The following is a 23,972-nucleotide window of genomic DNA, read 5'->3' as shown; positions in this document are numbered from 1 at the left end:
CCCGTGTCCACCGACACGGGCCCCTTCGGCATGTCAAGGGTCCCCCGCCCTCGGGGGATTCCCGGCTCCGAGCGGTAGGATCGGGAAGACGTCCGCACCCGTTCGGACGCTCCGTCGAGGCCTGTGAGGAGGCGCAGATGCCCATTCTTCCGAGCATCTCTGGACCGCGCGATCTTGATCGGCTCTCTCCGGAGCAACTGGAAGAACTCGCCTCGGAGATCCGCGCGTTCCTCGTCGAGAACGTCTCGCAGACGGGCGGTCACCTCGGGCCGAACCTCGGCGTGGTGGAGCTGACGATCGCCCTGCACCGCGTGTTCTCCTCTCCGGACGACCCCTTCATCTTCGACACCGGCCACCAGTCGTACGTCCACAAGATCCTCACCGGTCGCCAGGACTTCTCGAAGCTGCGCGTCCGGGAGGGGCTTGCCGGCTACCCGCAGCGCGCGGAGAGCCCGCACGACGTCGTCGAGTCGTCTCACGCCTCCAGCTCCCTGAGCTGGGCCGACGGCGTGTCGCGGGCACTCACCGCCACCGGCCGCGCGGACCGACACGTCGTCGCGGTCGTCGGCGACGGCGCGCTGACCGGCGGTATGACATGGGAGGCGCTGAACAACATCTCCGACGACAACGACCGCAACCTCGTCATCGTCGTGAACGACAACGGCCGCTCGTACGCGCCGACCATCGGCGGCATGTCGCGCTTCCTCAACCGGGTCCGCACCGCCGCGGCCTACAAGGACCTCCACCACAAGTCCGATCGCCTCTTCCGTGCGTTCGGGCCGGTGGGACGCGCAGTGTTCCGCGGTGTGCGCGGCGGCACGCACGGCTTCCTCTCGCGGTTCACGAACAACGAGGCGCTGTACTCCAACCTCGACATCAAGTACCTCGGCCCGGTCGACGGTCACGATCTGCCGGCGCTGCTGGAGACGCTGGAGCTCGCGAAGTCCTACGGTGCGCCGGTCATCGTGCACGCGATCACCGAGAAGGGTCGCGGCTACCAGCCGGCCCGCGACGACGAGGCCGACCAGTTCCACGCGGTCGGCAAGATCGACCCGACGACGGGGGAGACCCTGTCCTCAGGCGGCCGAGGGTGGACCGATGTCTTCTCCGACGCTCTCGTGAAGGTCGGGGAGCGACGCTCGGACGTGATCGCCATCACCGCCGCCATGCTCCGGCCCACCGGCCTCGCCCCCTTCGCGGAGCGCTTCCCCGACCGGGTCTACGACGTCGGCATCGCTGAGCAGCACGCGGTGGCCTCGGCTGCCGGACTCGCGTACGGCGGGCTGCACCCGGTCGTCGCCGTCTACGCCACGTTCATGGGACGCGCGTTCGATCAGGTGCTCATGGACGTCGCGTTGCACCGGGCGGGCGTCACGTTCGTGCTCGATCGCGCCGGCGTCACCGGCCCGGACGGACCGAGTCACCACGGCATGTGGGATCTGGCGATGCTGCAGATCGTCCCGCACATCCGCATCGCCGCCCCCCGCGACGGCGCGCGGCTGACCGAGGCACTGGACGAAGCGGTCGCCGTGGAGGACGCCCCGACCGTCATCCGCTTCCCGAAGGGCGATGTCTCCGCCGACCTCCCGGCGCTCGAGCGCCTCGAGGACGGCGTGGACGTGCTCGCACGGGGCGAGGGCGAGGACGTCCTCATCGTCGCGATCGGTCCCTTCGCCGCCCTTGCCGTCGACGTGGCTGAGCGGCTGCGCGCCCAGGGCATCGGCGCCACCGTGATCGACCCGCGCTGGGCGATCCCCGTGCAACCGTCGGTCGTCGAGCTCGCGGCGCAGCATCGACTGGTGATCACGCTGGAGGACGGCATCCGCGTGGGCGGCATCGGCACGCGCGTGCGGCAGGTGCTCCGCGAGGCGGGCATCGACACGGCCGTCGACGAGCTGGGTCTTCCCGACGAGTTCATCGACCACGCGTCGCGCGACCAGATCCTCGCCGATGCCGGTCTCACGGCCTCGAAGATCGCTCAGGACGTCGTGGCGCAGGTGCTCGGTACGCGCATCCCGAAGGCCCGCCACGCCGGGGAGACCGGAGCGATCGAGCTCCCACTCCACGAGCGCCACTGACGGACGTTCCCTGGAGCGGGCTTCCGTCGGTCAGGGGATGTCGACGAGGGTCTCGGCGACGATCCTTTCCACCGCTGGGAGGGCTCTGGCCCGTTCGTCGGGGACCAGCCCGATCCGCGTACGCCGGTCGAGGACATCGGCCGCGGTGAGAGCGCCCTGCGACCGGACAGCGTGCTCGACGACCGGTCGGGAGAGGGCGATGCCGTCCGCAACGGCGTCCTGCGAGCCGTTGTCCGGGGCGGGATCGTCGATCAGTCGCAGGGTCGCGGTGCCGCTGGGTCCGACCCGGAGGCCGCGCTGTCGCACCGCCAGATCCACCGCGTCCTCCGCCATGCGTCGGTAGGTCGTGAGCTTGCCGCCGAGCACGGAGACGACCCCGGACTCGGAGGTGCGGACGAGATGCCGGCGGGAGACGTCCGCCGTCTCGGCCGCTCCGGTGTCGACCAGTGGACGCAGCCCCGCGAACGCGCCGCGGACGCGGTCCCGCGCCAGCGGCACCGCGAGCAGGCGGTTCAGTGTCTCCAGGAGGAAGTCGATCTCGGTCTCGGTGGGCTCGGCGACGGAGGGGATGGGTCCGGGCGCGTCCACGTCGGTGAGTCCGACGATGACACGCCCACCGCGCTGCGGCAGGGCGAACACGTAGCGGCTGATGGAGCCTTCGAGCGGGATGGTGAGCGCAGCGGTCGGATGCCCGAGGTCGGCGGCGTCGAGGACGATGTGGGTGCCGCGGCTCGGGCGCAGCGTGAGGCCGTCGTCCAGAGTCGCCGCCCAGACTCCGGTGGCGTTGACGACCGCCCGTGCACGGATCTCGATGCGTTCCCCGGTGAGCATGTCCGTCGCCGTGGCCCCGTCGGCATGCAGCCGCTCGGCGCGCACCCTGGTCAGGATCCGCGCGCCGAGACCGGCCGCCGTCCGGGCGACGGTCACGACGAGGGCGGCGTCATCGGACAGCTGGCCGTCATACGTGACCATGCCCCCGCGGAGTCCCCAGGGGTTGAGCGCGGGGAACAGGCGCAGCGCCCTCGCCGTCCCGACGGCGTGCGGTCCCGGCAGCACCTTCCCGCTCGTGCGCGCTTGCAGGCGGAGGAGGTCACCCATGGCCATCCCCGCCGCTCCGGCCCCGCGCTGGCGGCCGCTGACGCCGGGCGCGAACGGGAGAAGCTGCCCGAGCGGACGGATGAGGTGGGGCGCGATCACCGTCATCAGCAGATGCCGTTCACGTGCGCTCTCGCGTGCCGTCGCCACGTCCCCCGTCGCGAGATACCGCAGCCCGCCGTGGACGAGTTTCGAGCTGAACCGGCTCGTCCCGAACGCGAGGTCCTCCGCCTCGATCAGGGTCACGCGGAGCCCGCGCGATGCGGCGTCCAGGGCCACGCCCGTTCCGGTGATCCCTCCGCCGACGACGAGGAGGTCGCAGATGTCATCGGCCGCGGCGTCGAGTTCGCGTCGACGGCGGCCCGCGTGGAGGGCGGTCGAGGCAGGGGTCATGGCCGCAGGTGGCCGTCCAGCGCGGCGCGGAGCTCGCGCTCCCAGGCCCGCTCGTCGATGAGGTCGGCCACCGTCGCGTGCGACAGCACAGCGGACTGGGCGATCAGGAGCAGCATGACGGCGATCTCGCCCGGGGCGCCCCCGCGCACCGATCCGTCGGCCTGGCCGGCTGCGATAGCGTCGGACAGCCACCGCAGGATGAGTCGCTGGCTGGACCCCACGCGGTGCAGGGTGTAGCGGGTGAACGCTTCGGGCTCCTCGTCGAGGAGATGGGCGTACACCGGGTCGCCGCGGAACAGCGAGGTGAACCGCAGCACGTCCTCGACGAGAGCGTCTCGCGAGTTGGCTCGCTCGGGGAACCCGTCGAGGAGGTCGGCGACCCGCCGCAGGAGCGCGGAACGGACGACGTCGTCGGCATCCCGCCACGTCCGGTAGATGGTGGGCCGGCTGAGGCCGGAACGCCGCGCGAGGGCGGCGATCGTCACCCCGTGCACGCCGCCGCGGACGAGCAGGTCATCGGCCGCGTCGAGCACGCGCCGCTGCGTGGCGTCCCACGCCGGGGCGAGGGAGTCCGAGGGAAGAGTGGGAGATTGACGTTCTTCCATGATGTGTCACACTGTAACGCATGGAGCAGCGGAACGGCAGCGGAGCCGACAGACCCGAGATGCGCTGGAACGGGTGGGGCGACCCGAGTCGGGCGAAGGATCTCCCGCTCGCCGTCCGCGGGCTGCTGCCGTTGCTGTTGGGCCGCGTGCGGCGCCCTCCGCAGCCGCCCGCGCTGGAGGACGTGCGCGTCCGGCCCTCCCGGCTGACGGCGGACGATGTCGCTGCACTCGAAGATTCCGTGGGCGCCGATGCGGTCGACGTCTCGACCGCGGGACGGCTCCGGCATGCGGGAGGACGTTCCACGCCCGATCTCCTGCGTCGACGGGCTCTCGAGCAGGATGCGCCCGATGCCGTCGTGTCTCCTGCGGACCATGACGCCGTCCGTGCGTGTCTCGCTCTGGCGGGGGAGCGGGGGCTCGCCGTGATCCCCTTCGGCGGGGGAACGAGCGTCGTGGGGGCGCTGGACCCGGAGCCCGGCCCGCATCGCGCCGTGCTCAGCCTGGATCTGCGCCGGCTCTCCGGCCTGCTCCACCTCGACACGCTCAGCGGCGAGGCGACCCTTGCGGCGGGGACGACCGGACCCGATGCCGAAGCGCAGCTCTCCGCACACGGCTTGGAGTTGGGCCACTTCCCGCAGAGCTTCCGGTACGCCACGATCGGAGGGTTCGCGGCTGCACGGTCGTCCGGACAGAACTCCGCGGGCAACGGGCGGTTCGAGGCGATGGTGACGGGGATCCGGGTCGCGACACCGACGGGAGACCTCGACCTCGGACGCGCGCCGGGGTCGGCGGCCGGCCCCGATCTCCTCCGCCTCTTCCTCGGCTCCGAGGGGATCTTCGGCGTCATCACCGAGGTCCGGGTCCGCGTGCACCCGGTGCCGACGGTGCGAATCTTCGAGTCGTGGACCTTCCCCGACTTCGCCGGCGGTGCCGATGCGCTCCGCCGCGTCGTGCAGCAGGGGGCGGGTCCCACGGTCATCCGTCTCTCCGACGAGGCCGAGACCGCCGTGAGCCTCGCCCAGGTCGGCCGGATCGGGAAGGCCCTCGCGAAGGGGGCGAGCGTCGTGACGGTGTTCGAGGGCGACGAGGCCGCGGCGCGCCGGGACCGGACCGCGGCGATCCTCGCCGCGGCGGGCGGTCGCTCTGCGGGCACCGGCGATGCGGAGGAGTGGGCGGCGGGACGATTCGACGGACCCTACCTGCGCGATGCGCTGCTCGACGCCGGGGTGTTCTGCGAGACGCTGGAGACGGCGACGACCTGGTCGAACCTCCGCACTCTGAAAGAGGCCGTCGAGGGGGCGCTGCGGGACGGTTTCGACGCGGTCGACGCGCGTTCGTACGTCATGTGCCACGTCTCGCACGTGTATCCGACGGGCGCCTCCCTCTACTTCACGGTGCTCGCCGGACTGCGACGCGAACCGTTGGGCGCGTGGGCCGAGGTGAAGGGCAGGGTGAACGACACGATCCTCGCGAACGGCGGGACGATCAGCCATCATCACGCCGTGGGTCGCGATCACGCCCCCTGGCTCGCGCAGGAGATCGGTGAGACCGGCGTGCGGATCCTCACCGCCGTCAAGCGGGAGCTGGACCCTCGCGGCATCATGAATCCGGGTGCCGTACTCGTCGATGTCCCGACGAGGGCGACCGTCTGAGATGGGGCACATCGCGGTGCTGTCGAATCCGCTCTCCGGCAAGGGCCGCGGGCAGCGGGTCACCGAGGAGGCGCTCGATCACCTGCGACAGCGGGGCGCGGATGTCCGTGTCTACGCCGGAGGGTCGCCCGCGGAGACGAGGCGGCTCGCGATGCTCGCGCTGGACGCGGCACCGGACGGGCTCGTCCTGGTGGGCGGTGACGGCACCCTCTCGGGCATCCTCGACGTGGTGTGCGCCGCAGGCGTCCCGGTCACGGTGGTCCCCGCCGGCACCGGGAACGACCTGGCGCGAGCGCTCGGGCTGCCGCGCACGGACGTGGCTGCGGCTGTCGAGCTCGCCCTGACCGGTCTGCCCCGCCCCATCGACATCGGCGAGGTGCGGACGTCGACGGGCACGTCGCTGTTCCTCACCGTGGCGGCGCTGGGGTTCGACGCCCGCGTGAGCGATCGCACCAATCGCCTCCGCTGGCCGTCCGGCGCACTGCGGTACTACCTCGCGCTGCTCATCGAGCTCGTCCGGCTGCGTCCGCTCGACTTCACGATCCGCGCCGATGACGGCCCGGTGATCCCCGCCCGCGGCACTCTGGTGGCGGTCGGGAACACGGCCAGCTACGGCGGGGGGATGCCGGTCTGCGTGGGCGCCGTTCCGGATGACGGAACCCTCGACGTGGTCGCCGTGGGGCCCCTGGGCCGCCTCCGCCTGGTGCGCCTGTTCCCCGTGCTCCTGCGCGGGACGCATCTCGCGCGCCCGGAGGTGCACCACCTCCGGGCGCGCACGGTCACCGTCGCCGCGCCCGGTCTCGTGGCCTACGCGGACGGCGAGCGCGTGGGGGAGGAGACCTGCACGATCTCGGTCCGCGCGGCGGCGCTGACCGTCATGACCGACGCGGAGCGGGGGGACGCACATGTTCGATGAGGACGTCGTGATCGTCGGGTCGGGGTTCGGCGGCTCAGTCGCCGCCCTCCGGCTCACCGAGAAGGGTTACCGCGTCCGCGTGTTCGAGGCCGGGCGACGATTCGCCGACGAGGACTTCGCGAAGACGAGCTGGGACGTGCGTCGCTATCTCTGGGCCCCGGCGCTCCGGTGCTTCGGAGTGCAGCGCATCCATCGGCTTCCGCACGTGATGATCCTCGCCGGCGCCGGCGTCGGCGGCGGGTCGCTCAACTACGCGAACACGCTGTACGAGCCGGGCGCGGCGTTCTTCGCCGACCCGCAGTGGTCGTCGATCCGGGACTGGAGCGCGGCTCTGGCCCCGCACTACGCCACGGCCAAGCGCATGCTCGGCGTGGTGGAGCACTATCCTCACGACGGACCCGTCGAGCGGATCATGGCCGGTGCCGCCGAGGACCTCGGGGTGGGCGCCACCTTCCGCCGGGCACCCGTCGGCGTGTGGTTCGGCGTACCCGGTGAGCGAGTCGCTGACCCGTTCTTCGGCGGTGAGGGCCCCGAGCGCACGGGCTGTACGCTCTGCGGCAACTGCATGGTCGGCTGCCGCGTCGGTGCCAAGAACACCCTGATGAAGAACTACCTCGCCCTCGCCGAGCGCCGCGGAGCGGTCATCGAGCCGCTGCGTACCGTGACCGAGGTGCGGGAGCTCCCGAACGGCGGATTCTCCGTCACGACGCGACGCAGCGGCTCCTGGTTCCGACGGCGTCCTCAGACCGTCACGGCACGGGAGGTCGTCCTGGCGGCGGGCACCTGGGGCACCCAGCAGCTCCTCCATCGGATGAAGGCCGCCGGCGCGCTGCCGCACGTCTCCGACGCCGTCGGCCGGCTCACCCGCACCAACTCAGAGGCCCTGGACGGCGCCGTCGCCGTCCGGGTGCCCGAGCGGGTGGAGCTGGCGCGGGGCGTGGCGATCACCACATCGTTCCACGTGGATGACCGCACCCATGTCGAGAACGTCCGCTACGGTCCCGGGTCGAATCTCATGGGAGCACTCGCCACCGTGCTGGTCCCGGGCGACCGCGCGCTTCCGGGCCGCCTGGTCGCGCTCGTGGGCCAGGTGCTGCGCCGCCCCGCCCGGGCCCTGCGCCTCGCGTCCCTCCGGCGGTGGAGCGAGCGCGGGATCATCGCACTCGTCATGCAGACCGCCGACAACTCGCTCACGCTGTCGCTGCGGCGCCGCTTCGGACGGACGAGACTGACGAGCGCGCAGGGTCACGGCGCGCCGAACCCCAGCCACCTCCCCGAGGCGCATCGCGCGGCCCGTGCCATCGCCGCGCGTCTGGAGCGCGAGGGTGGGGTTCCCGCCGAGGCGCGCGGTTCGTGGCCGGAGGTCTTCGGGATCCCGCTCACGGCACACTTCCTCGGCGGAGCCGTGATCTCCGGATCACCGGAGGAGGGTGTCGTGGACGAGTACCAGCGCGTCTGGGGACACCCGGGGTTGCACGTCGTCGACGGGGCCGCTGTGCCCGCCAATCCGGGGGTGAACCCGTCCCTGACCATCACCGCGCTCGCGGAGCATGCCCTGTCGCACTGGCCGCGCCGCGGCGAGCCGGATGCCCGTCCGGCACCGGGGACGACACAGGGGGCCACGCCTACGGCGCGACCCCCTGCGGAGACGTGATCAGCGGCTTTCGATGCCGCGGATCTGCGGGGTGTGGAAGGAACCGCCGAACGCGCGCTCGGACGCCCCCTCGCGATCGAGATACGGCGAGGCCCCACCGTCGATGAACGGCCAGCCTGCCCCGAGGATGAGGCACAGGTCGATGTCCTCGACCTCCGGGACCACGCCCTCGTCGAGCATCAGCTTGATCTCGGTCGCGAGCCCGTCCTGCACGCGCTGCAGGATCGTGGCCGCCGATGCCGGGCTCTTGCCGACGGCGGGCGCCAGGACCTTCTCGGCCTGCTTCGTCCAGCCGACCACACGGCCGCCCTTGTCCTTCTCGACGACCTGGTCGAGCTCGGCGAGGGCGTGGAAGTTCTCGTTGGCGTAGAACCGGTCGGGGAATGCGCGCACCATCGTGTCCTGCACGTGCGCGGCCACCTTCCAGCCGACGAGGTCGATGAGCTGGAAGGGCCCCATCGGCAGGCCGAGCGGCGCGAACGCCTTCTCGACGTCGGCGATCGGAGTGCCCTCGTAGACGGCGCGCGCCGCCTCGCCCATGACCTTCGCGAGCAGGCGGTTCACCACGAAGCCCGGGGCGTCGGCGGTGAGCACCGCGTTCTTGCCCAGGTTCTTGGCGACGACGAATGCGGTGGACAGTGCGGTGTCCGCGGTCATCGGCGTCTTCACGATCTCGATCAGCGGCATGACCGCGACCGGGTTGAAGAAGTGGAAGCCGACGAGCCGTTCGGGGTGGGCGAGCTTCGCGCCGATCTCCTCGACCGACAGCGACGAGGTGTTCGTGGCGAGCACCGCGTCCTCCGCGATGATCTTCTCGATCTCACCGAAGACCTGCTGCTTGACGCCGACCTCCTCGAAGACCGCCTCGATCACGAAGTCGCAGTCCGCGTAGAGAGCCTTGTCGGTGGTGCCCGTGACGAGCCCGCGCAGCTTGTTCGCGGTGTCCGCGTCCACGCGGCCCTTGGCCTCCAGCTTGCCGATCTCCTCGTGGATGTAGGCGACGCCCTTGTCCACGCGTGCCTGGTCCAGGTCGGTGATCAGCACCGGCACCTGGAGCTTGCGCACGAACAGCAGCGCGAACTGGCTGGCCATGAGACCCGCGCCGATGATACCGACCTTGGTGACCTTCTTCGCGAGCTGCTTGTCCGGTGCGCCGACCGGACGCTTCGCACGCTTCTGCACGAGGTCGAAGGCGTACATCGACGCGGCGAACTGGTCCCCGGTCACGAGTTCCGCCAGTGCCTCGTCCTCGCGGGCGAAGCCCTCCGCCTTGGTGCCGCTCTTCGCCTTGTCGAGCAGCTCGAGAGCCGCGTAGGGCGACTTCGGCACGGTGCCGATCTTCGACTCCAGCATGCCGCGTGCCATCTTGATGGCGATCGGCCACTTGGTGAGCCGCTCGATCTTGCCCGGCTCGTTCTTGCGCACGACCTTCTTGCCGCCGAGGACCGCGTCGGCCCACGCGAGCGAGTTCTCGAGGTAGTTCGCGGCGGGGAAGATGGCGTCGAAGATGCCGAGGTCGAAGGCCTGCTGCGGCTTCAGCATGCGGTTCTGCTTGAGCGGGTTGGAGATGACCACCTCGAGGGCGTTCTCGATGCCGATGAGGTTCGGCAGCAGGTACGCCCCGCCCCAGCCGGGGATGATGCCGAGGAAGACCTCGGGCAGCGCCACGGCCGCCGCCGATGCGTCGACCGTGCGGTACGTGGAGTTCAGCGCGATCTCCAGGCCACCGCCCAGTGCGAGTCCGTTCACGAACGCGAACGACGGCACGCCGAGCTCGCTCAGCTTCCCGAGCACCTTGTGGCCGAGCTGGGCGATCAGACGCGCGTTGTCCCGCGAGCCGACCTTGCTGATGTCCGAGAGGTCGGCACCGGCGGCCATGATGTACTGCTTGCCGGTGATGCCGACCGCCTGGATCTCGCCGGCCGCCGCGCGGCTCTTCAGGCCGTCGAGTGTCGCGCCGAGTTCGGTGAGGGTGGCCGGACCGAGGGTGTTCGGGCGGGTGTGGTCCCGACCGTTGTCCAGCGTGATCAGGGCGAGGACCTTGCCCGACGCGAGGCGGATGTCACGCACGGGGGAGTGCGTGATGACCTCTCCCTCGGTGAGCGCCTGGATGGGCGAGAAGTCGACGTCGTCGTAGCTCACTTCTTCTTCTTTCCGTCGTAGTGCGGGTTCTCCCAGATGACCGATCCGCCCTGACCGAGACCGACGCACATCGCCGTCAGGCCGTAGCGCACGTCGGGGCGCTCGGCGAACTGCGCCGCGAGCTGGATCATGAGGCGGACGCCGGATGCGGCCAGCGGGTGGCCCACGGCGATCGCGCCGCCCCACGGGTTCACGCGGGGGTCGTCGTCGTCGATGCCGAAGTGGTCGAGCAGGGAGATGACCTGGATGGCGAACGCCTCGTTGAGCTCGAAGAGTCCGATGTCGGAGATGTCGAGGCCGGCCTTCTTGAGCGCCTTCTCGGTCGACGGGATCGGGCCGATGCCCATGATCTCCGGCTGCACACCGGCGAAGGCGAACGAGACCATGCGCATCTTGGGCGCGAGTCCGAGCTCCTTGACGGCGCCGCCGCCGGCGAGCAGCGACATCGTCGCGCCGTCGGTGAGCGGCGAGGACGTCCCTGCGGTCACGCGACCGTGCGGACGGAACGGCGTCTTGAGGCCGGCGAGGTCCTCCATCGTGGTCTGCGGACGGCGGCCCTCGTCCTCGGTGGCCAGACCCCAGGCGCCGTCGGCGCCCTTGATCGCGACCGACACGAGGTCCGGCTGGATCTTGCCGGCGTCGTAGGCGGCCTGCACCTTCTGCTGGCTGCGCATGCCGTAGCGGTCGGAGCGCTCCTTGGTGAGGTGCGGGAAGCGGTCGAAGATGCGCTCGGCGGTGACGCCCATGTTGAGCGCCCCGGGGTCGACCATCTTCTCCGCCACGAAGCGCGGGTTGGGGTCGGCGTTCGCGCCGATCGGGTGGTGGCCCATGTGCTCGACGCCGCCCGCGAGGGCGAGGTCGTACATGCCCACACCGATCGAGGCGCCCATGGTCGTCACGCTCGTCATCGCGCCGGCGCACATGCGCTCGACCGCGAGTCCGGGGACGGTCTGGGGCAGTCCGGCGAGGATCGCCACCGACCGTCCGAGGGTGAGCCCCTGGTCTCCGGTCTGGCTCGTCGCGGCGATCGCGACATCGTCGATGCGGTCCGCCGGCACGGCCGCGTTGCGCTCCATCAGGCCGATGGTCGCCTTGACGGCGAGGTCATCCGCGCGGGTGTTCCAGTACATGCCCTTTTCGCCGGCGCGCCCGAAGGGGGTGCGCACTCCATCGACGAAGAAGACGTCCGAGATCTCGGCCACTCTGCCTCCAAGTTAGTGCGGTGGCCTCAGTCTATGAACGGCCGGAAACCGGGAGGAATCGGTTGGATCGAACCTACGAAGCGGTCGCGGGCGTGGTGTCGGGCGATTGCGTCGCCTCTACAAAGGCGTCGGCGATCTTCTGTGCAGTCTGTTCAATCTGCCAGGGGCGTGCCCCGAGTGCGGAGAGGGCGGCGCCGATCTCTTCCGCGGTGGCGCCCGGGCCGTCCCACGCGACCCGGCGCAGGTACTCGGGCGTGAGGAGGTTCTCGGTGGGCATGCCCAGCTCCTCCGCGACCGCCTCGACGGCGGGACGGGCGGCCTTCAAGCGGGCGTCGGCCTCCGGGTTGCGGTCGCCCCAGGCGCGGGGCGGGGGGAGCGCGTCGCTCGGCACGCGTTCGCGCGGCAGCGTCTCCGCGGCACGGCCGTCGACGATCGCCTGCCACCAGCGGTCGAGCTGGGTGCGGCTCGCGCGGCCCTGGAACTCCTTGACTCCCGCGAGGGCCTGCTTGGAGGCGGGGTTGGCGAGGACCGCGGCGACGAGGGAACGGTCGGGCACGAGGCGCCCGGGGGAGATGTCCTGCTGCTGCGCGTACATCTCGCGGGCCTCCCACAGGGCGCGGGCGACGGCGAGGTTGCGGGCACCACGGACCTGGTGGAGTCCGCTCAGTCGCCGCCAGGGGTCTTCGCGCGGGGCCTTCGGGGCGCGCGCCAGGGTGGCGGCGAACTCCTGAGCGGCGAAGGCGGTCTTGCCCTGTTCCTCGAGCTCGGCGACGAGGGCGTCGCGGACGTCGACGAGGTGCAGCACGTCGAGCGCGGCATAGTCCAGCCAGGAGTCGGGCAGCGGACGGGTCGACCAGTCGGCGGCCGAGTGCTCCTTCTTCAGGGTGATGCCGAGCGTGTCCTCGACGACGGCGGCCAGACCCACCCGGTCATGACCGAGCAGGCGGGAGGCGAGCTCGGTGTCGAAGATCTCCTTCGGCTCCAGGTGCAACTCGCGCAGAGAGGGCAGATCCTGGCTGGCGGCATGGAGCACCCACTCGACGTCGCCGATGGCCTCCTGCAGCGGGGCGAAGTCGCCGATCGCGGGCGGGTCGAACAGGAACACCCCGGCCTCGCGCCGGAAGACCTGCACCAGATAGGCCCGCTGCGAGTAGCGGAAGCCGGACGCCCGCTCGACATCGACGGCGACCGGGCCGGTGCCGGCGGCGAGCGCAGCACAGGCTGCACGGAACTCCTCGGTTTCGGAGATCACGGAGTATTCAGTCACGTACAGCCTTTCGCGCGCCGATCACGGCGATGCCCTCGGAACCCGGCGGAAGCCCCGCCAGCATTCCGACCAGCTCGGCCCATGCTTCGACGTGCGGTCGGAACGGGCCCTCCGGAGTCCAGGACGCCCGCAATTCTATCTGTGCGCCGTCTCCCTCGTCGGCGAGGCCGCCGAATCCCTTCGACAGCGTCTTCGTCGACGTGCCGGACGGCGAGTGGTAGATCGCCTCCCGGGAGTCCAGGGCGTCCACGAGCCACGACCACGTGACGTCGGCGAGCAGCGGATCCGTGCCGATCTCGGTCTCGAGCGGAGCCTGGGCGAAGATCACGATGCGCCAGGCGCCTCCCCAGGCGTCCGGCTCGTCCGGATCGTGCAGCAGGATGAACCGTCCGGTCCCGTATATCGAGTCGCCGTCCTCGCCCGGGCGGACGTCGGCGGAGAGCGCGATCGCGAAGGGCGCGAGGTTCTGCGGCGTGGGGATCTCGCGGACCGCGATGTCGTCGCGGAACGCGGTCGCGCGCAGTTCGGCGACGGCGGCGTCGAAGGGCGTCCCGGCCTCGGGGTGTGCGGTCACGGCAACAGGCTAGAGTCGGAAGGCGATGAAGAGTCTCAGGCACGCCGTTGCGATCGTTGTCCCCGCGCTCCTCGCCCTGGGCGCCACCGTCGGGATCCTCGTGATCGCGGTGGCGCGTCGGGTCGTCACCCCGTTGCGAAGCCGCGTCCAGGACACGGAGATCCTCGCGATCGACACCGGGGCGCAGACCATCGAACTCCGCCGCACCCTCGACACCGAGCTGCCAGGGCGATACGGCCTCTTCACCACGGGCACGTACGGCTACGTCAAACTCGGGGCGGTTCTCAGCGCGGACAGCACGACGGTGCGGCGCAAGCTCCTCACGAAGATCGAACCCGGTGCCAGGGTGGACCGAGGCGCGTCCTTCAGCGGCAGCTACTACATGTCGCCGAGTGAGCTGCACCTGCGATGGGAGAACGTGCTCATCGGCTCGCCGGCCGGGCCGTGCCCCGCGTGGTTCTTCCCGGGGGACTCCTCTACCTGGGTCATCCAGGTGCACGGTCGCGGCACGACCCGCGCCGAGTGCCTCCGTGCCGTGCCGGTGATGCACGCGGCGGGGCTGCCCACGCTCGTCGTGTCGTACCGCAACGACGGCGAGGCGCCGCGGACCAAGGCGGGCGCCTATGCGCTCGGCGCATCCGAGTGGCGCGATGTCGACGCCGGGATCGCCTATGCGCTGCGTCACGGGGCCGAGCGGATCGTGCTGATGGGCTGGTCCATGGGCGGGGCGGTATCCTTGCAGGCTGCGGTCAACTCCGGCCATCGGGATCGCATCGCTGGCATCATCCTGGAGTCGCCGGTCGTCGACTGGCGCACGGTCCTCCGTTTCCAGGCTCAGGTCGCCCGGGTGCGCGCACCGCTGCCCGCGCTGGCGATGGGAGCGCTGCAGCTGCCGCTCACGGCGAAGCTCAGCGGTGCGGACGAGCCCATCCTGTTCGACCGTCTGGACATGGTCGCTCGGGCTGATGAGCTACGGGCGCCGATTCTCATCCTGCACAGCGACGACGACGGCTTCGTCCCGGCGGACGCCTCGCACGCACTGCAGGAGGCGCGGCCGGACCTGGTCACCATGCCGCGCTTCACCGTCGCCCGGCACACCAAGCTCTGGAACTACGACGAGAAGGGCTGGACCACGGCCATCTCGGAATGGCTCGCGGCACAGGGGCTCAGCGCTTCTGCCTGACCTGGTTCTTGGCCCGCATCAGCATGCCGGTCATGCCGCCGATCCGCAGCGGTGACACGGCCTTGGTGAGCCCGATCGACTGCGGGTAGTCCTCGGGGATCGCCAGCACCTCGTCCGCCGTCAGCCCGGTGAGGCCCTGGACGAGGATGCTCGCGAAGCCCCGGGTCGTCGGTGCCTCCTCAGGGGCCGTGGCGTGCATGGTCACGACGTCGTCGTGGACTTCCACGTAGATGTAGACCGGCGACTGGCATTCCGCGACGCGCTCGCCCATCTCCGGATGCGCCGCGACCTCATCGGAAACGGCGGGCAGCTCGTCGGCGTACTCCAGGAGCAGCAGCAGGCGATCAGATTCCGGGGTCTCCAGGAATCCGTCGCGGATCTCGGCGAGGGTCTCGGGCAGGGCGGAGGCGTTCATCCCCGCCATTCTCCCACCTCAGACGGTGCCGGGCTCCGTGCCCGTGACGATCGGGACGCGCACCGCGCTGCCCCACTCCGTCCACGAGCCGTCGTAGTTGCGGACGTCCTCGAAGCCGAGGAGGTGCTTGAGCACGAACCACGTGTGGCTCGAGCGCTCCCCGATGCGGCAGTAGGCCACGACGTCGTCACCGTCCTGCAGCCCGGCGCCGTCCCGGTAGATGGCGTCGAGCTCGGCGCGGCTCTTGAAGCCGCCGTCCTCGGCGACCGCCTTCGCCCACGGCACGCTCTGCGCGGTGGGGATGTGGCCGGCTCGCAGAGTCCCCTCCTCCGGGTAGGCGGGAGCGGTGGTCCGCTCTCCGCTGTACTCCTCCGGGGAACGGACGTCGATGAGCGGGTTGCCGAGGTGCGCGAGCACGTCTTCCTTGTACGCGCGGATGGCCGTGTCGTCCCGCTCCACCACCGGGTACTCCGTGGCGGGACGGTTCGTCGCCTCGCGGGTCAGCTCGCGGCCCTCCGCGATCCAGCGATCACGGCCGCCGTCGAGGAGGCGGACGTCCTCGTGACCGAAGAGGGAGAAGACCCACAGCGCGTACGCCGCCCACCAGTTGTTCTTGTCGCCGTAGATCACGACCGTGTCGTCGCGGGCGATGCCCTTGCGGCTCAGCAGCTCGGCGAAGCCCTCGCCGTCGACGTAGTCCCGCACGACCGGGTCGTTGAGCTCCGTGTGCCAGTCCACCTTCACCGCTCCGGGAATGTGGCCCGTCTCGTAGAGGAGCACGTCCTCGTCCGACTCGACGACCACGAGGCCGGGCTCTCCCAGGTGGGCGGCGAGCCACTCGGTCGTCACCAGGCGGCCGGGCTCGGCGTACTCGGCGAACTTGGGGGAGGAGGAGTCGAACTCGATGGCCATGGGGTCTCCGTAGCGGTGAGCGGGCGAGCGGGCGGTGCGGACGGCGTAGTGTGGATCCGTCCCTTCGACGATAGATCCTCCGCGCGCCCCCGGGACCCGATCCGTAAGACTTCGACACAGGCCCTTGCCTGATTCAGGACCGTGATGACCGACCCGACCACCCGCACCGGAACCGTCCACCTCACCGAGCGCACGCCGACGGTCAGCGGACCCGAGATGCTCGCGAGCCTGGTGCCGCCGCCGCAGTTCGACGACGCCACGTTCGACAGCTACCGGGCGGATCCCGCCTACCCGTCGCAGGAGGAGGCGAAGCAGACGCTGCTGCGTTTCGCGGGACGCGGTGCTCCCGTCAAGCGGGGCGGTCTGTTCAGTCGGGCGAAGAAGGAGCCGGAACTGAAGCCCGGGGTCTACCTCGACGGCGGCTTCGGCGTGGGCAAGACCCACCTGCTCGCGTCGATCTACCACGCGATGCCCGCCCGGCGGAAGTACTTCGGCTCGTTCATCGAGTACACCGCTCTGGTGGGGGCACTCGGCTACAAGAACACCGTGGACCTCCTCAAGGGCGCCGATCTGCTCTGCATCGACGAGTTCGAGCTCGACGATCCGGGCGACACGATGGTCATGACGCGCCTTCTGGGTGAACTCGTGCCCACCGGCACCCGGCTCGCGGCCACCTCGAACACGCCGCCGAACGCGCTCGGCGAGGGACGCTTCGCCGCGCAGGACTTCCTCCGCGAGATCCACGCGATGTCGGACAGCTTCCAGACGCTGCGCATCGACGGCGTCGACTTCCGGCAGCGGGCGATCGACGGTCACGCCGTGGCGCTGGAAGACGCGGCGTACGAGGCCGCGGTCGAGGCGGCCGCGGCGGACGGCGCTGTGTCGGACGATGCGTTCGACAACCTCATCCGGCATCTCGCCCAGGTGCACCCCTCGCGCTACATCAGGCTCATCGACGGGCTGCACCGCGTGGGGCTGCGCGGCGTGCGCCAGCTCACCGACCAGTCGGAGGCGTTGCGGTTCGTGGCCTTCGTCGACCGGGTCTACGACGCGCAGATCCCGATCCTCGCGACGGGTGTCGGGCTCGACGCCGTGTTCTCCGACGAGATGCTCGCCGGCGGCTACCGCAAGAAGTACCTGCGCGCCATCTCCCGGCTGAACGCGCTCACGCATTCTGCGTAAGCCTGCAGGCCTGCGTAACGCGATGTTCACACCCGGAGCCGTGCTGTAACAGCGGAGAAACAAACCTCACGCATGGGCGAAATCGCCCATGGTCACACTGAAGCTCTCAATTACTTCGGATGTGAGGTTTTCCTATGGATGCTCCCGGCAACATCTCGTGGGCGATCACCGCGACGGCACTGGTGCTGCTCATGACGCCCGGCGTCGCCTTCTTCTACGGCGGTCTCGTCAAGGCGAAGAGCGTCGTCAGCATGATGATGATGAGCTTCGGCTCGATCGGACTCGTCGCCGTGCTGTGGATTCTCTTCGGCTTCTCCATGAGCGCCGTCGACAGCCCCACGGCCTTCGCGGGCAACCCGTTCGCGGACATCGGGCTGTCCAGCCTCGCCTCGGGTGAGGGCTCGAACGTCGCCCTGCTCAGCGTCGCGTACGGCGCCACCTTCGCGATCATCACCGTCGCCCTGATCTCCGGGGCGATCGCCGATCGGGCGAAGTTCGGCAGCTGGCTGATCTTCGCCGGCGTCTTCGCCACGGTCGGCTACTTCCCGGTCGCGGCCTGGGTCTGGGGCGGCGGTTGGATCATGAACCTCGGCACGACCCTGTTCGGCGAGGACAGCGGCATCGGCGTGATCGACTATGCGGGCGGCACGGCGGTGCACATCAACGCGGGTGCCGCGGCGCTGGCCCTCGCCCTCGTGCTCGGCAAGCGCATCGGCTTCCAGAAGGGCATCCTCAAGCCGCACAACGTGCCGCTGACGCTGCTCGGCGCCGCACTGCTGTGGTTCGGCTGGTTCGGCTTCAACGCCGGTGCGGAGTGGCTCGCCGAGGACATGGGCGGCGTCGGCCTCATCGGCCTGAACACGCTCGGTGCGACCGCGGCCGCGATCCTCGGCTGGATCCTCATCGAGCGCATCAAGGACGGCAAGCCCACGTCCGTCGGCGCCGCCTCCGGCGCGGTGGCGGGTCTCGTGGCGATCACCCCTGCATGCGCCAACCTCACCCCCGGATGGTCCCTCCTGCTCGGCGCGGTGGCCGGCATCGTCTGCGCCCTCGCGGTGGAGCTGAAGTTCCGCCTCGGCTTCGACGACTCGCTCGACGTGGTCGGCATCCACCTCGTCGGCGGACTCATCGGCACCGTGTACCTCGGCTTCTTCGCCACCGGCACCGGCCTCTTCGTCGGCGGCGACGCCCGTCAGCTCGCCGTGCAGGTGATCGCCGCCGCCGGCGTGCTGATCTACTCCTTCGTGGTCGCGTGGGTCATCGGCTTCGTGATCCAGAAGACGATCGGGTTCCGCATCACGAACGAGGACGAGATCGCCGGTGTCGACCAGGTCGTGCACGGCGAGGAGGGCTACGCTCTCGCGAACGCGTGACGACGGTTAGGGTGACCGTGTGGGCACGACCAGCAACGGCATCCTGAAGGCACTCGCGGACCTGCTGCGCCGAGCAGTGGGCTCCCCCCGGGCGCCGCGGACCTCTCCCGGTCCGCGGCGCCCGGACGCGCGTCTGCGGACGGCCGAGGAGCGCGAGCGGCGATCCGCGAAAACGCCGGACGCCGGAGTCGAGCCGGGGCAGGTCCGCGGTACCGAGACCGTGCGGCTCGACCCCGGGCGTATGCCGGCCGTCCGCGTGGCCTACGCGCCGCACCGGGACGGCGCTCCCGACGCCGGCGAGGTCGTCTGGACCTGGGTGCCGTACGAGGAGAACGACGGCCGAGGCAAGGACCGGCCGGTGCTGGTGATCGGGCGGCAGTCCTCCGAGCGGGTCTACGCGGTACGGATGACCAGCAGGCCCCACGACGGCGAGCGCGACTACCTCTCGATCGGGAGCGGCGAGTGGGACGGGCAGGGCCGCGAATCGTGGGTGGACATCGAACAGCTCTACAGCGTCCATGAGCGTGGTCTGCGCCGTGAGGCGGCGGCCCTGGATCGTGGCCGGTACGCACGGGTCGCGGCAGCGCTCCAGCGGCGGTACGGATGGGCGCAGAGCTGACCCGGCAGCCGCCTCCCATCCGATGGGCGCAGGGCTCCGAACCTTCTGATGAGTCGCCGCCGGCGGCACCCAAGGAGGAATCATGCGTTTCATCCCGACCAAGGTCCACGGAATTCTCGACTACGTCGTCGGGATCGCTCTGATCGCCGCGCCCTGGCTGTTCGGCTTCGCCGGTATGGGCGGAGCCCCGGTCGTCATCCCGATCGTGCTCGGCGTGGGCCTCATCGTCTACAGCCTCTTCACGAAGTACGAGTGGGGTCCGTTCGGTCTGATCCCCATGCCCGTGCACCTCGTCTTCGACATCGTCGCCAGCCTCTTCCTCGCGCTGTCGCCGTGGCTGTTCGGGTTCGCAGGCGAGGCGCTGAACGTCTGGCTGCCGCACGTCGTGGTGGGTGCTGCCGTCATCGTCGTCGTGCTGTTCTCGCAGCCGCAGCCGCAGAGCACCCGCGGACGGGCTGCGACCGCCTGATCCGCACACGACGAGGGGCGACCGGATATCGATCCGGTCGCCCCTCGTCGTCCGCGCGGACTAGGCCTCGTCGTCGGACTCGGCCTGATGCTCCTGCTGCTGCTCGGTGTCGACCTGTGCGGGAGGCAGGTCCTGCAGGAACTGGCGGTCGCTGTTCGGGTCGCCGCTCCCGTCTCCGGCGAGCGGATCCTGCGCGCTGACGTCGTCGGCGGGGATGTTCTCTCGTCCGATCATGTCCGGTCCTCTCACGCGGGGCGCCGGGTGCGCCCGTTCACAGGTGAGTCTGCCTCCTGCCGGCGCAGCGGGGGATCCCCTGGTGCGATCCTGTGCGCAGTGATAGGCGCGTTCACCCTCGGAGCGCGGCGCTGAGCCAGCGCGCGTATTGATGCCAGGGGTCGCCGTGCCGCTGCAGCGCCGCGATGTGGGCGCGGATCTCCGGTGTCAGGGTGAACCACTCACCGCCTTCGCGAGCGGAGGCGAACTGCCGATGCCGCTGCTGTTCGCGCACCCGATCGCCGTGCTCGAAGGCGAGGAGCTCGTCGTGACGGATGCTCGCGAGACGGCGCCGCGGCTGTCTGCTCGTGCCGATCTTCACGCGGCTGTCGTAGCGGAGGTAGTACACGACGTCGATCCGCGGGAACGGCAGATCGGGGTCGGGGGAGTCCCCGTAGCGCCAGCCGCAGAGCGCGCAGTGCCACGCGTCGTCCGCTCGCAGCCCAGCGAGACCACCGCAGAGGGGACAGGGGCCGGGGAGAAGTCGGGGTTTCGGCACCCGGGCAGGCTACGTCCGCCCTCGGACATCGGCCGCCACCTGCCAGCACCCGGCGCTCCTGTCAACCACTGCCGCCGGGCGTCGTCCCTTGCCAGACTCGGCCTATGGTCTTCATCGGATTCCACGCCTCCCATGAGCAGATCCCACCCAGCGCGCTGCTGGACGCGGTCGTCAGCGCGGAGTGGGCAGGCTTCGACGGGGCGATGTGCTCCGACCACCTGGCCCCGTGGCTCCCCGATCAGGGGGAGTCGGGATTCGCGTTCAGCTGGATCGCTGCGGCGCTGGCCCGTACGAGGTTCCCCATCGGCATGGTCAACGCGCCAGGACAGCGGTACCACCCCGCGATCGTCGCGCAGGCCTTCGGAACGCTGGAGGAGATGTTCCCCGGACGGTTCTGGGCCGCGCTCGGCAGCGGCGAGGCGATGAACGAGCACGTGACCGGCGACGTCTGGCCGGCCAAGGACGTCCGCAACGCGCGGTTGCACGAGAGCGTGGATGTGATCCGACGGCTGCTCGCCGGCGAGGAGGTCGATCACGACGGTCTCGTGCGCGTGCACCGCGCCCGCGTCTGGACCCGGCCGGCGCAGCCGCCGCCGCTCTTCGCCACCGCCGTCAGTCCGGAGACGGCGGAGTGGGCGGCCGGCTGGGCGGACGGCCTCGCGACCGTCGCCCAGGAGCCGTCCGCGCTGCGGAGGGTGGTGGAGGCCTACCGCTCGGCCGGGGGAGAAGGGCCGTGCATCCTGCAGACGCACGTGAGCTGGGGCGAGGACGACGCCGAGGCGTACGCGATCGCGAAGGAGCAGTGGCGGCAGGGCGTGGTCACTCCGCCGCTCGCGTGGAACATCGAGCAGCCGGAGGATTTCGACGCCGCGGTGGGCGAGGTCGATGAAGCAAGGCTGCGCGCGGCCGTCCTCGTCGACCACGACGCCCGGTCGCTCGCGGGACGGTTGGCGGAGCTCGTCGACATCGGCTTCGACCGGATCTACCTGCATCACGTCGGACGAGAGCAGACCCGGTTCCTGAAGGCGGCCGCCGCCGAGATCCTGCCCGCTCTGAGGGAGCGCACATGAAGATCACCGATACGAGCGACCTCTGGTGGAAGACGGCCGTCGTCTACTGCCTCGATGTGGAGACCTTCCTGGACTCGGACGGCGACGGCGTCGGCGACCTCCGCGGCCTCGCGCAGCGGATCGACTACCTCTCACAGGTGGGCGTGACGTGCCTGTGGCTCATGCCCTTCTACCCTTCGCCGGACCTCGACGACGGGTACGACGTCAGCGACTTCTACGGCGTGGACCCGCGTCTCGGCACCCACGGCGACCTCGTGGAGGTGATACGCACGGCCCGTGACCGCGGCATCCGCGTGATCGTCGACCTCGTCGTCAATCACACCTCGGACCGTCATCCGTGGTTCCGCGCGGCGCTCCGCAGCGTCGACTCGCCCTATCGCGACTACTACGTGTGGCGCGACGACGCGCCTCCGAAGGGACAGAAGAACCCGGTCTTCCCCGGGCAGGCCGACGGGATCTGGACCAAGGACGAGAAGTCCGGGCAGTGGTACCAGCACAGTTTCTACGAGCACCAACCCGACCTCAACATCGCCAACCCCGTGGTCCGGGACGAGATCGCGAAGGTCATCGGGTTCTGGCTGCAGCTCGGCGTCTCGGGCTTCCGGGTGGATGCCGTGCCGTTCCTCCTCGAGGTTCCGAAGACGGCGGACATCCCCGATCCGCACGAGCTGCTACGCGACATGCGGCGTTTCCTGCAGCGTCGTTCCAGCGAGGCGATCCTGCTCGGCGAGGTCAATCTGCCGTACGAGGAGCAGCGCGCGTACTTCGGGGGCACCGACGGCGACGAGCTGACCATGCAGTTCGACTTCGTGGCGATGCAGTCGCTGTATCTGTCCCTCGCCCGTCGTGATCCCGCGCCGCTCGTCGCCGCACTCACCGCGCGCCCGGTCCTCGGACCGGAGGTGCAATGGGCGAACTTCCTCCGGAACCACGATGAGCTCACTCTCGACAAGCTGACCGATGCCGAGCGTCAGGAGGTCTTCGAGGCGTTCGCGCCAGACGAGCGGCAGCGCGTGTTCGGCCGCGGGATCACGCGGCGCCTGCCGCCGATGCTGGAAGGCGACCCGCGGAGGATCCGGATGGCGTACAGCCTGCTCTTCACGCTCCCCGGCACCCCCGTTCTGTTCTACGGCGAAGAGATCGGGATGGGCGAGAACATCGCCGTCGAGGGGCGGCAGGCCGTGCGTACGCCGATGCAGTGGTCGGCGGATCGCAACGGGGGCTTCTCCGACGCGCGCCCCTCCCGGCTCGTCGCGCCGCCGCCGACCGACGGGTATGCGCCCACGCACGTGAATGCCGCCGCCCAGCTCGAGGACCACGGCTCGCTGCTGCACTTCCTCCGCGAACTGACCGCGCTCTACCGGGTATCGCCGGAGCTCGGGTGGGGGTCGTTCACCGTCATCGAGCAGCCGCAGGACGCCCTGCTGGTGCACTCCCTGGAGGCCGACGTCGGGCGCACGATCGCCGTGCACAACTTCGCGGAACGTCCGGCGACGACGCGGTTCCGACTGGGGGAGGAGCCCGCGGGCACGACCCTGGTCGACCTCCTCGACGCGCGGCGCGTGCCCCTCGACGACGACGGAGAGGTGGAGTTGGAGCTTCCGGCCTACGGCTACCGGTGGCTGCGGGTCTCCCGCCCGGGAGACGGCAGGATCCTGTGACGGGCGGAAACGCCGAAGGCCCCGGATGACCGGGGCCTTCGGAGGGGATTCGGTGGGCGATACCGGACTCGAACCGATGACCTCTTCCGTGTGAAGGAAGCGCGCTACCAACTGCGCCAATCGCCCATACCCGTGGGGTACGTCAACCGATACTACCCGACCGTCAGGCGCTCCGATGACCAGTCCGGGAGACACGCGCGAGATTCGCTGCGGGTTTGGCGGAGCGCGGATCATCGGCTAATGTTTCATAAGTGCCCGGGACAACCGGGAACGAAATGCGGATGTAGCGCAGTTGGTAGCGCACAACCTTGCCAAGGTTGGGGTCGCGAGTTCGAGTCTCGTCATCCGCTCGAGTGCAGTAGATCTTCTCGAAGATCGGCGGCACGTGGGGTCAATCCACACGGTGGCGTGGCCGAGCGGCTAGGCACCGGCCTGCAAAGCCGTTTACACGGGTTCGAATCCCGTCGCCACCTCACGGGAAAACTGAATAGCCCCAACGGGCGCGATTGGCGCAGCGGTAGCGCGCTTCCCTGACACGGAAGAGGTCACTGGTTCGATCCCAGTATCGCGCACCACCTGAAACCCCCGGTTCGCCGGGGGTTTTTTGTTGCCCCCAGCTCTCCTCCCTGCGCGCGAGGTCGCATATCCGCGCGAGGTCGCAGCCCGATCGCGGAGCTCCGCGACCTCGGTGCGAATCTGCGTGTCGATGCCGTCGACATCGACTTCGAAGATGTGTTC

Annotated in this window: 21 protein-coding genes and 4 tRNA genes; 14 read left to right on the top strand and 11 right to left on the bottom strand. The window is 70.2% G+C overall.

Going from position 1 to position 23,972, the window contains the following annotated elements:
• The first annotated feature begins 137 nt into the window (after nt 1-137).
• Entirely contained in the window at nt 138-2,078 is a 1,941-nt protein-coding gene (gene dxs, locus MICNX66_RS08800; RefSeq protein ID WP_187661560.1) for a 1-deoxy-D-xylulose-5-phosphate synthase, read from the top strand.
• 30 nt (nt 2,079-2,108) lie between these two features.
• Here dxs and MICNX66_RS08795 read toward each other — a convergent pair whose 3' ends face one another.
• On the bottom strand, nt 2,109-3,566 hold the full coding sequence (locus tag MICNX66_RS08795; protein ID WP_187661559.1) for a glycerol-3-phosphate dehydrogenase/oxidase: 1,458 nt from the start codon (nt 3,564-3,566) through the stop codon (nt 2,109-2,111).
• Nucleotides 3,563-4,171 carry a TetR/AcrR family transcriptional regulator gene (locus tag MICNX66_RS08790; RefSeq protein ID WP_187661558.1) on the bottom strand — a complete coding sequence of 203 codons (609 nt, stop codon included), beginning with the start codon at nt 4,169-4,171 and terminating at the stop codon, nt 3,563-3,565. The genes MICNX66_RS08795 and MICNX66_RS08790 overlap by 4 nt, the downstream gene beginning before the upstream one ends.
• 20 nt (nt 4,172-4,191) lie before the next feature.
• On the opposite strand from MICNX66_RS08790, the gene MICNX66_RS08785 reads away from it, so the two are divergent.
• From MICNX66_RS08785 to MICNX66_RS08775, 3 genes are read left to right on the top strand one after another with little or no spacing between them, the layout of a single operon-like run.
• The gene (locus tag MICNX66_RS08785; protein ID WP_232089027.1) at nt 4,192-5,823 is read left to right on the top strand and encodes an FAD-binding oxidoreductase; all 1,632 of its coding nucleotides are present in this window, start codon (nt 4,192-4,194) and stop codon (nt 5,821-5,823) included.
• Between the two features lies 1 nt (nt 5,824).
• Complete coding sequence (locus MICNX66_RS08780; RefSeq protein WP_187661557.1) at nt 5,825-6,739, top strand: YegS/Rv2252/BmrU family lipid kinase; 915 nt, start codon at nt 5,825-5,827, stop codon at nt 6,737-6,739.
• Nucleotides 6,729-8,393 (top strand): GMC oxidoreductase, encoded by a 1,665-nt coding sequence (locus MICNX66_RS08775; protein ID WP_187661556.1) that lies wholly within the window; start codon nt 6,729-6,731, stop codon nt 8,391-8,393. Before MICNX66_RS08780 ends, MICNX66_RS08775 begins: the two co-directional genes overlap by 11 nt.
• Here MICNX66_RS08775 and MICNX66_RS08770 read toward each other — a convergent pair whose 3' ends face one another.
• The 4 genes from MICNX66_RS08770 to MICNX66_RS08755 form a co-directional block, all read right to left on the bottom strand.
• Nucleotides 8,394-10,535 (bottom strand): 3-hydroxyacyl-CoA dehydrogenase NAD-binding domain-containing protein, encoded by a 2,142-nt coding sequence (locus MICNX66_RS08770; protein ID WP_187661555.1) that lies wholly within the window; start codon nt 10,533-10,535, stop codon nt 8,394-8,396. It abuts the gene before it with no gap.
• Nucleotides 10,532-11,737, bottom strand: coding sequence for a thiolase family protein (locus MICNX66_RS08765; RefSeq protein ID WP_187661554.1), 1,206 nt, complete (start codon nt 11,735-11,737; stop codon nt 10,532-10,534). The genes MICNX66_RS08770 and MICNX66_RS08765 overlap by 4 nt, the downstream gene beginning before the upstream one ends.
• Before the next feature lie 73 nt (nt 11,738-11,810).
• Nucleotides 11,811-13,004 carry a ribonuclease D gene (locus tag MICNX66_RS08760; RefSeq protein WP_187661553.1) on the bottom strand — a complete coding sequence of 398 codons (1,194 nt, stop codon included), beginning with the start codon at nt 13,002-13,004 and terminating at the stop codon, nt 11,811-11,813.
• Nucleotides 12,997-13,578 carry a DUF3000 domain-containing protein gene (locus tag MICNX66_RS08755; RefSeq protein ID WP_187661552.1) on the bottom strand — a complete coding sequence of 194 codons (582 nt, stop codon included), beginning with the start codon at nt 13,576-13,578 and terminating at the stop codon, nt 12,997-12,999. Before MICNX66_RS08755 ends, MICNX66_RS08760 begins: the two co-directional genes overlap by 8 nt.
• 25 nt (nt 13,579-13,603) lie before the next feature.
• Between MICNX66_RS08755 and MICNX66_RS08750 the strand changes: the two genes are divergently transcribed.
• Nucleotides 13,604-14,761, top strand: coding sequence for an alpha/beta hydrolase family protein (locus tag MICNX66_RS08750; RefSeq protein ID WP_187661551.1), 1,158 nt, complete (start codon nt 13,604-13,606; stop codon nt 14,759-14,761).
• On the opposite strand, the gene MICNX66_RS08745 is transcribed toward MICNX66_RS08750, so the two are convergent.
• Together MICNX66_RS08745 and MICNX66_RS08740 are read right to left on the bottom strand one after the other, a co-directional pair.
• Complete coding sequence (locus MICNX66_RS08745) at nt 14,745-15,176, bottom strand: SufE family protein (protein ID WP_187661550.1); 432 nt, start codon at nt 15,174-15,176, stop codon at nt 14,745-14,747. The two genes, MICNX66_RS08750 and MICNX66_RS08745, sit on opposite strands and share 17 nt — an antisense overlap.
• 18 nt (nt 15,177-15,194) lie before the next feature.
• Nucleotides 15,195-16,088, bottom strand: a complete 894-nt coding sequence (locus MICNX66_RS08740) for a sulfurtransferase (protein WP_187661549.1) — start codon at nt 16,086-16,088, stop codon at nt 15,195-15,197.
• Between the two features lie 144 nt (nt 16,089-16,232).
• On the opposite strand from MICNX66_RS08740, the gene zapE reads away from it, so the two are divergent.
• The 4 genes from zapE to MICNX66_RS08720 all read left to right on the top strand — a co-directional run bounded on the left by zapE (nt 16,233) and on the right by MICNX66_RS08720 (nt 19,731).
• The gene (gene zapE, locus MICNX66_RS08735; protein ID WP_187661548.1) at nt 16,233-17,270 is read left to right on the top strand and encodes a cell division protein ZapE; all 1,038 of its coding nucleotides are present in this window, start codon (nt 16,233-16,235) and stop codon (nt 17,268-17,270) included.
• 134 nt (nt 17,271-17,404) lie between these two features.
• Nucleotides 17,405-18,643, top strand: coding sequence for an ammonium transporter (locus MICNX66_RS08730; RefSeq protein ID WP_025103552.1), 1,239 nt, complete (start codon nt 17,405-17,407; stop codon nt 18,641-18,643).
• A 19-nt stretch (nt 18,644-18,662) separates the two neighbouring features.
• On the top strand, nt 18,663-19,262 hold the full coding sequence (locus MICNX66_RS08725; RefSeq protein ID WP_187661547.1) for a type II toxin-antitoxin system PemK/MazF family toxin: 600 nt from the start codon (nt 18,663-18,665) through the stop codon (nt 19,260-19,262).
• Between the two features lie 82 nt (nt 19,263-19,344).
• Entirely contained in the window at nt 19,345-19,731 is a 387-nt protein-coding gene (locus MICNX66_RS08720; protein ID WP_187661546.1) for an SPW repeat domain-containing protein, read from the top strand.
• 60 nt (nt 19,732-19,791) lie between these two features.
• Here MICNX66_RS08720 and MICNX66_RS08715 read toward each other — a convergent pair whose 3' ends face one another.
• Together MICNX66_RS08715 and MICNX66_RS16890 are read right to left on the bottom strand one after the other, a co-directional pair.
• Nucleotides 19,792-19,965 carry a hypothetical protein gene (locus MICNX66_RS08715; RefSeq protein WP_187661545.1) on the bottom strand — a complete coding sequence of 58 codons (174 nt, stop codon included), beginning with the start codon at nt 19,963-19,965 and terminating at the stop codon, nt 19,792-19,794.
• A gap of 112 nt (nt 19,966-20,077) precedes the next feature.
• Entirely contained in the window at nt 20,078-20,353 is a 276-nt protein-coding gene (locus tag MICNX66_RS16890) for a GIY-YIG nuclease family protein (protein ID WP_232089026.1), read from the bottom strand.
• Between the two features lie 254 nt (nt 20,354-20,607).
• On the opposite strand from MICNX66_RS16890, the gene MICNX66_RS08705 reads away from it, so the two are divergent.
• Together MICNX66_RS08705 and MICNX66_RS08700 are read left to right on the top strand one after the other, a co-directional pair.
• The gene (locus MICNX66_RS08705; RefSeq protein ID WP_187661543.1) at nt 20,608-21,573 is read left to right on the top strand and encodes a TIGR03885 family FMN-dependent LLM class oxidoreductase; all 966 of its coding nucleotides are present in this window, start codon (nt 20,608-20,610) and stop codon (nt 21,571-21,573) included.
• Nucleotides 21,570-23,234 (top strand): alpha-amylase family protein, encoded by a 1,665-nt coding sequence (locus MICNX66_RS08700; protein WP_187661542.1) that lies wholly within the window; start codon nt 21,570-21,572, stop codon nt 23,232-23,234. The genes MICNX66_RS08705 and MICNX66_RS08700 overlap by 4 nt, the downstream gene beginning before the upstream one ends.
• Before the next feature lie 53 nt (nt 23,235-23,287).
• Here MICNX66_RS08700 and MICNX66_RS08695 read toward each other — a convergent pair.
• Nucleotides 23,288-23,360, bottom strand: a tRNA-Val gene (locus MICNX66_RS08695).
• Between the two features lie 151 nt (nt 23,361-23,511).
• Here MICNX66_RS08695 and MICNX66_RS08690 point away from each other — a divergent pair.
• From MICNX66_RS08690 to MICNX66_RS08680, 3 genes are all read left to right on the top strand, one after another.
• Nucleotides 23,512-23,584 (top strand) — tRNA-Gly (locus MICNX66_RS08690).
• A gap of 52 nt (nt 23,585-23,636) precedes the next feature.
• A tRNA-Cys gene (locus MICNX66_RS08685) sits at nt 23,637-23,707 on the top strand.
• Nucleotides 23,708-23,734: 27 nt separating this feature from the next.
• Nucleotides 23,735-23,809, top strand: a tRNA-Val gene (locus MICNX66_RS08680).
• Nucleotides 23,810-23,972: the final 163 nt, after the last annotated feature.

Origin of the sequence: Microbacterium sp. Nx66, from assembly GCF_904066215.1 — a bacterium.
Taxonomy (GTDB): Bacteria; Actinomycetota; Actinomycetes; order Actinomycetales; family Microbacteriaceae; genus Microbacterium; species Microbacterium meiriae.
Note: the sequence above shows the minus strand (reverse complement) of the source record. Positions and strands in the feature narration are given on the sequence as shown.